The 6,516-nt window shown below is 61.2% G+C and carries 6 protein-coding genes; 1 reads left to right on the top strand and 5 read right to left on the bottom strand.

Annotated features, from left to right (window positions below; all coding sequences use genetic code 11):
• From B2W55_RS19400 to B2W55_RS19380, 5 genes are all read right to left on the bottom strand, one after another.
• Positions 1 to 341 (bottom strand): trypsin-like peptidase domain-containing protein (locus B2W55_RS19400; protein WP_291532272.1); only part of this gene is annotated, 341 nt, incomplete at its 3' end.
• 74 nt (positions 342 to 415) lie between these two features.
• A complete protein-coding gene (locus B2W55_RS19395) occupies positions 416 to 2,002 on the bottom strand; it encodes an anti-phage dCTP deaminase (RefSeq protein WP_024580794.1) in 1,587 nt (528 codons plus the stop codon).
• Positions 2,003 to 2,272: 270 nt separating this feature from the next.
• Entirely contained in the window at positions 2,273 to 2,725 is a 453-nt protein-coding gene (locus B2W55_RS19390; protein WP_024580793.1) for a hypothetical protein, read from the bottom strand.
• Positions 2,726 to 2,732: 7 nt separating this feature from the next.
• A complete protein-coding gene (locus tag B2W55_RS19385; RefSeq protein ID WP_024580792.1) occupies positions 2,733 to 4,334 on the bottom strand; it encodes a GMC family oxidoreductase in 1,602 nt (533 codons plus the stop codon).
• Positions 4,335 to 4,458: 124 nt separating this feature from the next.
• On the bottom strand, positions 4,459 to 5,682 hold the full coding sequence (locus B2W55_RS19380; protein WP_024580791.1) for a cytochrome P450: 1,224 nt from the start codon (positions 5,680 to 5,682) through the stop codon (positions 4,459 to 4,461).
• Positions 5,683 to 5,916: 234 nt separating this feature from the next.
• Here B2W55_RS19380 and B2W55_RS19375 point away from each other — a divergent pair.
• On the top strand, positions 5,917 to 6,516 hold a 600-nt coding region (locus B2W55_RS19375), incomplete at its 3' end, for a flavin-containing monooxygenase (protein WP_291532271.1).

The following is a 6,516-nucleotide window of genomic DNA, read 5'->3' as shown; positions in this document are numbered from 1 at the left end:
TCGGGATCGACGCCGAGCACATGGGCGTCGGTGACGAAGCCCTCGGTGTCGCGCAGCCGGATCTCCTTCGACGAGCCGACCACATGGCTGTTGGTCAGCACCAACCCGTCGGGCGAGATCACGATGCCCGAGCCGAGCCCGCCGCGCTCGCGCGCATTGCGGACCTTCGGCCCGGTTTCGACCCGGACCACGGCCGGGCCGACGCGGTCGGTGACGTCGATCAGGGCATTGGAATAGGCATCCAGCAACGCCCGGTCGTCGACTTGAGCAGCATCGTGGGCAGCAACGTCCGTCACCGCTGACGGCGTGTCAGCGGCGGTATCTGAGGTAAAATCCAGCATGGCAAGATTCCTTCGGCCTTACCAAATGGTGGCCAGAAACCGCGAATGCAAGGGGTGCAGAATGCCTGCGCCCTTCAGCAATCTTGCTGCTCGCTACCGATCTCGTCCTCTTGCTCTAGTGCGCTCTGCACGGCTCTATCCATGTTGAGCGCCGCAATAGCTCTTGATCTGCTCTTCTGCAGATCTTCTTCGACATACCGCTCAAGCGGGAGATAGATTGCAATTTTGATGTCGAGAATGGGACGAGGCTCGTTCTTGGGCCCAAGCCAATCCTGAGATTTTCCCGTCGTCTTGTTCTTGCGAAGCGACTTCTCAAAGAAGTCTCTGTATCGTCGCGGAGAGATACCGTAAAAATGAGTGAACTTCGTCTTTTTGTAAGTCGCATAATGTACGCGGGACGACCCTTCAACTTCGATCGAGTCGGGGTGAAGCGAGAACGCAGCACTCTTTGGATACGGCTCAAGAAAATAGACTGTATCAATCCCCGCTCCAACTATGTGTTTTGCACATATGTGACAGGGGAACGTAGTACAGAAGAGCGAGGCTCCTTCGACACCTTTGCCCAACCGCGCGGCGTCCATTAGGGCGGACATTTCTGCGTGCAGAATGCGACCGAACTCGATGATATCCATCAACTGAGAGTCCTTGACGGCAGAAAGTTGAAGCATGTCATCGATATTCTCGACGCAGCCTTTTTCCATCATGCCGCTCGCGGCTAGGCGCTCGAACAGGTCAAGTATCAACGACCTTTTCTTCTCATCGTTTGGGTCACTCCCCCACTTATAGTCCCTAGCGTCCTCTCCTCCATTATCGGCCCAATACGTTCCACCTCCACCTTTGGGGACTTCGTTACATCCAAGAGTGATGACTTCATGCTTCCTTGAAAAGATCGCGGCTCCGACCTGACGCGAAAGATCCAATGAGCGAAGCGAAGCTCCCTTCGCCATGTACATGCCGTATTCAATCGGTGTCGGAGACAAATTGGTTGCGCCGAAGATCAGACGAATGAACCGATCGAGCTGATCCGCTTGCGTGGCGGGGATGTCTGTGTTGATGATGAAATCGGCCAAATGGAAAACGTCGCGGACTCTCTGACCATTCTGATCTTCCGCTTGATCTTCGTCCAATTTGATAAGTTGATCCGCGGTCGCGCGATACTTATCTAGATCCGTACTCTTGTGATCGCGCGCGATGCGTTGAGAGAAGGCCTCTGTTCGCTCGCCCTTCGAGGAGTATACGGATATCTGAAAGAAGAGCTTGCCGTATACGCTCCGAAGCAGATCAATCTCTTCCTTCCGCTTGAATTGATGAACAATGTACGCATGCTTCTCTCGTTGCCTGCGCGCAGCAATATCAGCACCTCTGCTCTTCGCGATCTTATCAATTACTAGGGATGCGCAGACCGCCTTGTCGCCCGATATCTCGCGAAGACGATTGCCAAAGTCGATGTAAGTCTTGAACCGAGCCTCACTCGGCCGATCCTGAAGCTTTACATCGCAATAGTCGATATCGCGAAAGAGATCGGTGACTTTGATGACATGCACCTCGTAACCGAATTTCTCCAGGGACGCTCGCAGTGGCTGAACGGTTTCAGAAAGGTCAACACCGATGGGCGCTACGAGACCGAAAAAAAGCTCGGGAAACTCAATTCTATCCAACATTAAGTTACGCTCTTCCGATTCACATCCAATTAACGAGCTGTTAATATGGTCTAGTCAGTCAGCAGAAAGCCTTCCGATGTCACCGAAATCCCCTGATCGAAACTCGTTCGAGACTCAGGAGCAAGATCAAGTTTCATCGTTCAGTTCCAGAGCAATAAGAGCTGACGAATTTGATCAGTTTATCGAAGAACAACTTCAGCGCGAAGGTCATAGACCAGACAATTCTGAATCTGATGTGATTTGTCACGTCTATTGACGGTATCATAATACTTATTTTAGCGGCCGCCGCAGCACTCCGCCGCGCGCCCGCACCGGATCGAGCAGCGACCAGTCGCCGTCCGGCAGCACGTGGCCTTTCGGGAATGGCGCGCGCAGTTCGAGCCCGAGCGAGCGCAGCACGCGGTCGTCGCGGTAGTAGCATTGCAGCACGACACGGACGAGGGTAGCCGCCGCCGCGCCACCGCGCTTGCGGAACTCCTGCGCCACCGCATCGCGTCTGGCTTCGTCGAGCTCGGCGAGCGGTTTTCCGGCGAGCTTTGCCAGATGGTCCAGCGCCTGCGCCACCAGCGCGGTGTCGCGGCCAAGCGTTGCCAGCATGTCGGCCTGGATCGTCGGGTCGTCCGCACCCGGCACCCTGTACTCGGCGCTTTCGGGAACGATCATCGCCGCGACCGTGCGGAGATCGGCGCGCTGGGCTGCGGTCAGTTCTTTTACATCGGACATGTCGGTCTCAGTCGAACAGGTTGGCGAGGCGCTGCTTCATCTGGTCGGCGATGTAGAGCGCGAGGGCCTGGATGGTGGAAGTCGGGTTCACGCCGCCCGAGGTGACGAAGATGCTGCCGTCGACGATGAACAGGTTCTTCACGTCGTGCGAGCGGCCCCATTCATTGACCACGGAGCGCGCCGGATCGGTGCCCATCCGCGCGGTGCCGAGCAGGTGCCAGCCGCCCCACGGGATCGGATCGTTGATGCAGATGTCGGTGGCGCCGGCGATCTCCAGGACCTCGCGGCCGCGCGCCAGCGCATGGTCCATCATCTTGCGGCTGTTGGCCGAGATCGTGTAGTCGACCTTCGGCGCCGGAATGCCGTGGCTGTCCTTCAGGACAGGATCGAGCGTGACGCGGTTGTGCTCCTCCGGCAGGTCCTCGCAGATCGCCGAGACCGCGAGGCGATGCCCGTTGAGCTTGCGGAACACGCGGTGATGATCCCTGCCCCAAGGCAGGATGCCCTTCTGCTCGCTCGATACCGCCTCGAACACCGGCCCGGCGCCGCGGCCGAACTGGATGCCGTAGCCGCGGACGAAGCCGCGCGACAGATCGGTGTCGTAGAACTCCTTGCTCCACAGGCAGGTCGGCGGCGCGCGGTTGGAATCCGTCGGCTCCTTCACGAAGCCGTAGATCTGCGCATAGGGATGAAACATCAGGTTCTTGCCGACCAGGCCGGACGAATTGGCGAGGCCGTTCGGAAATTTCCCCGACACCGAATTGAGCAGCAGCCGCGGCGTGCCGACGCCGTTGCAGGCGATGATCACGACCTCGGCGGGCTGGAATTGCTCGACACCATCCTTGTCGTAGTAGACGACGCCGGAAGCCATGCCCTGCTCGTTGGTCAGGATCTCGCGCACCCGGCAATGGGTCTTGAGCTCGACCCCGGCGCGGATCGCATGCGGCCAGTAGGTGATGTCGGTCGAGGCCTTGGCGCCCTGCGCGCAGGCCGGCGTGCAGTGGCCGAGATTGATGCAGCGTGCCCTGCCCTCGTAATCCATCGTCGCGACCGTGGTGTCCGACGGCCACCAATGCCAGCCGAGCTTGTTCAACGCCGCCCCAAAGAGCGGGCCGGACAGCCCGAGCGGCTGCGGCGGCATCGGCGGGTGGCTGAGCGGCGACAGCGGATCGCCCGACAGACCCGAGACGCCCATCATGCGGTCGTTCTCCTCGAAGAACGGCGTCAGCGCGTCGTAATCGATCGGCCAGTCGTCGGCGACGCCGTCGAGCGTCTTCACCTTGAAGTCGGACGGATGCAGCCGCGGCCAGTGCGCGGTGTACATCACGGTCGAGCCGCCGACGGCGTTGAAGTTGACGACCTTGATCGGCGAATTGTCGTCGTTGATCGGGTAATCCTCGGGCCGCTTGCGGACGTTCGGGCTCGACGACCACTCGCCGTAGAACTTGGCCTCCCAGTCGCGGCCAGTGCTCGGATATTCCGCGGGATTCATCCAGCCGCCCTGATCGAGGCAGAGGATATGCATCTTGGTATCGGCCAGGCTCCAGGCCACCGCGGCGCCGGAGGCGCCGGCGCCGATGATCAGGACGTCAACGGGATCGTTCTTCATTCTTGTTCCTTGATCGGCCTTCTTTCGTCATTGCGAGAAGCGGAGCGACGAAGCAATCCATGCTTCCGCGCAGGAGCGCGATGGATTGCTTCGCTTCGCTCGCAATGACGGCCGGTGATGCGGCTCAATTGACGATTCTCACCGGCAAGCTTCGTATACCGCGGATGAAATTGGAATAGAGCCTTTGCGGCGGGCCCATGATCTCAAAACGCAGATCACGCGCCAGAACCTCCTCCCAGAGGATGCGCAATTGCTGCTCGGCGAGGCGATCACCGACGCAACGATGGACGCCGGCGCCGAAGGCGAGATGCTGGCGCGGCTTGGCACGGTCGATGATGAATTCGTCGGCGCGCTCGATTCTCGCCTCGTCGCGGTTGCCCGAGATGTACCACATCACGACCTTGTCGCCCTTCTTGATGTGGCGGCCGGCGAGCTCGACGTCGTTGCGCGCGGTGCGGCGCATGTGCAGCACCGGGGTGTGATAACGGATGGTTTCGGACACCAGGTTCGGGATCAGTTCCGGCCGGGCGCGGACCAGCTCGAACTGCGCGGGGTTTTCGCACAGCGCCATCAACCCGGCCGACATCGAGTTGCGCGTGGTGTCGTTGCCGCCGACGATCAGGAGCCCGATCGTGCCGATGAATTCGCGCGCATCCAGATTCCTCGTTGCAGGCGAATGCGCCAGCATCGAGATCAGGTCGAAGGTCGGCGGCGCGTCGACCCGGGCGTCCCACAACTTTCGGAAAGCTTCTCCCATCTTGATCAGCTCGGCGGTGCGTTCAGCTTCCGAATGCACCACCGCGTCGGGCGAATCGATGTTGGCGATCGCGACATCCGACCACCAGGTCAGCTTGGCGCGATCTTCCGCGGGAAAATCGAACAGCGTCGCCAGCATCATGTTGGTGAGGTCGACCGAGACCCGCTCGGCCCAGTCGAAGGTCTCATTGCGCGGCAGCGCGTCGAGCACGGCCGAGGTGCGCTGGCGGATCAGGGCATCGAGATTGGCGAGGTTCGACGGCGCCACGATCGGCGCCACCGTGCGGCGCTGCGCGGTGTGTCCGGGCGGGTCCATGCGGATGAAGCTCGGCCGCTCCTGCCCCTTGGGCTGGTCAGCGACCTGGATACCGCCGAGCTCGGAGGCGGAGGAATAGTTCTGGTGATCCAGCTCGACCGCGAAGATGTCGTCGTAGCGTGTCACCGACCAGTACGGACCGTAAGGCGACGTCTCGCAATAATGCACGGGGTCGTCGCGGCGGAGCTGCGCGAACAGCGGGCGCCAGGTGTCGTCCTGATAGAGCCGGGGGTTGCTGACATCCGTTGATGCCGGCCTGCGCAGCGCCTCTCCCATCGCCTCACTCCCACAGGTTCCGTCGCCGCTTGGCGGGCGATCGTCTTATCGGGCCGACGATAGCGGGTATCCCGCGGCCGAGTAAAGCCGCAGGACGGACAGTCCGCCGCACGGAATACGTGCAGACAGGCGCACCCGGCAAATCGCGATGGCTGCCCCCGCTCCTCGATGTTTGTCGGCCACGGTGAGACCGGTTAGCCTTGCCGGCAACCAACCAGCAGGGAGCAACGACAGGTGGCCGCATCGCGCCCGGACAACAGCCCCGAGACGGCTGCGCTGGACTACGACGTCATCATCATCGGCGCCGGCCTGTCCGGCATGTATCAGCTCTACCGGCTGCGCGAGCTCGGCCTCAGCGCGCGGGTGTTCGAGGCGGGCACCGGCGTCGGCGGCACCTGGTACTGGAACCGGTATCCCGGCGCGCGGTTCGATTCCGAAAGCTATTCCTACGGCTATTCGTTCTCGAAGGAGCTGCTCGAGGAATGGGAATGGTCGGAGCATTTCGCCGGCCAGGCCGAAACCTTGCGCTACTGCAACCATGTCGCCGACAAGTTCGACCTCCGCCGCGACATCCAGTTCGAGAGCCGGGTCACATCGGCGATCTACCAGGACGCGACGCGGAGCTGGCGGATCACGCTGGAGAGCGGCGCACAGCAGAGCTGCCGTTTCCTGATCACCGCGATCGGCCCACTGTCGACACCGACCTTGCCGCGCATCGAGGGCCGCGACGATTTCAGGGGGCAATCGTTCCACACCGCGCGCTGGCCGAAGCAGAAGGTCGATTTCACCGGCAAGCGCGTCGCCGTGATCGGCACCGGCGCCACCGGCATCCAG

It is taken from the genome of Bradyrhizobium sp. UBA2491 (genome assembly GCF_002341725.1).
In the GTDB taxonomy this organism is placed as follows: Bacteria; Pseudomonadota; Alphaproteobacteria; order Rhizobiales; family Xanthobacteraceae; genus Bradyrhizobium.
The sequence above is the reverse complement of the archived record's forward strand: the minus strand, read 5'-3'. Positions and strand labels throughout refer to the sequence as shown.

Bases quoted from the DNA above. Each gene is read 5' to 3' on its own strand.
- B2W55_RS19390 (WP_024580793.1), bottom strand. From the start codon at position 2,725: ATGTCCGATGTAAAAGAACTGACCGCAGCCCAGCGCGCCGATCTCCGC.
- B2W55_RS19395 (WP_024580794.1), bottom strand. From the start codon at position 2,002: ATGTTGGATAGAATTGAGTTTCCCGAGCTTTTTTTCGGTCTCGTAGCG.
- B2W55_RS19380 (WP_024580791.1), bottom strand. From the start codon at position 5,682: ATGGGAGAGGCGCTGCGCAGGCCGGCATCAACGGATGTCAGCAACCCC.
- B2W55_RS19385 (WP_024580792.1), bottom strand. From the start codon at position 4,334: ATGAAGAACGATCCCGTTGACGTCCTGATCATCGGCGCCGGCGCCTCC.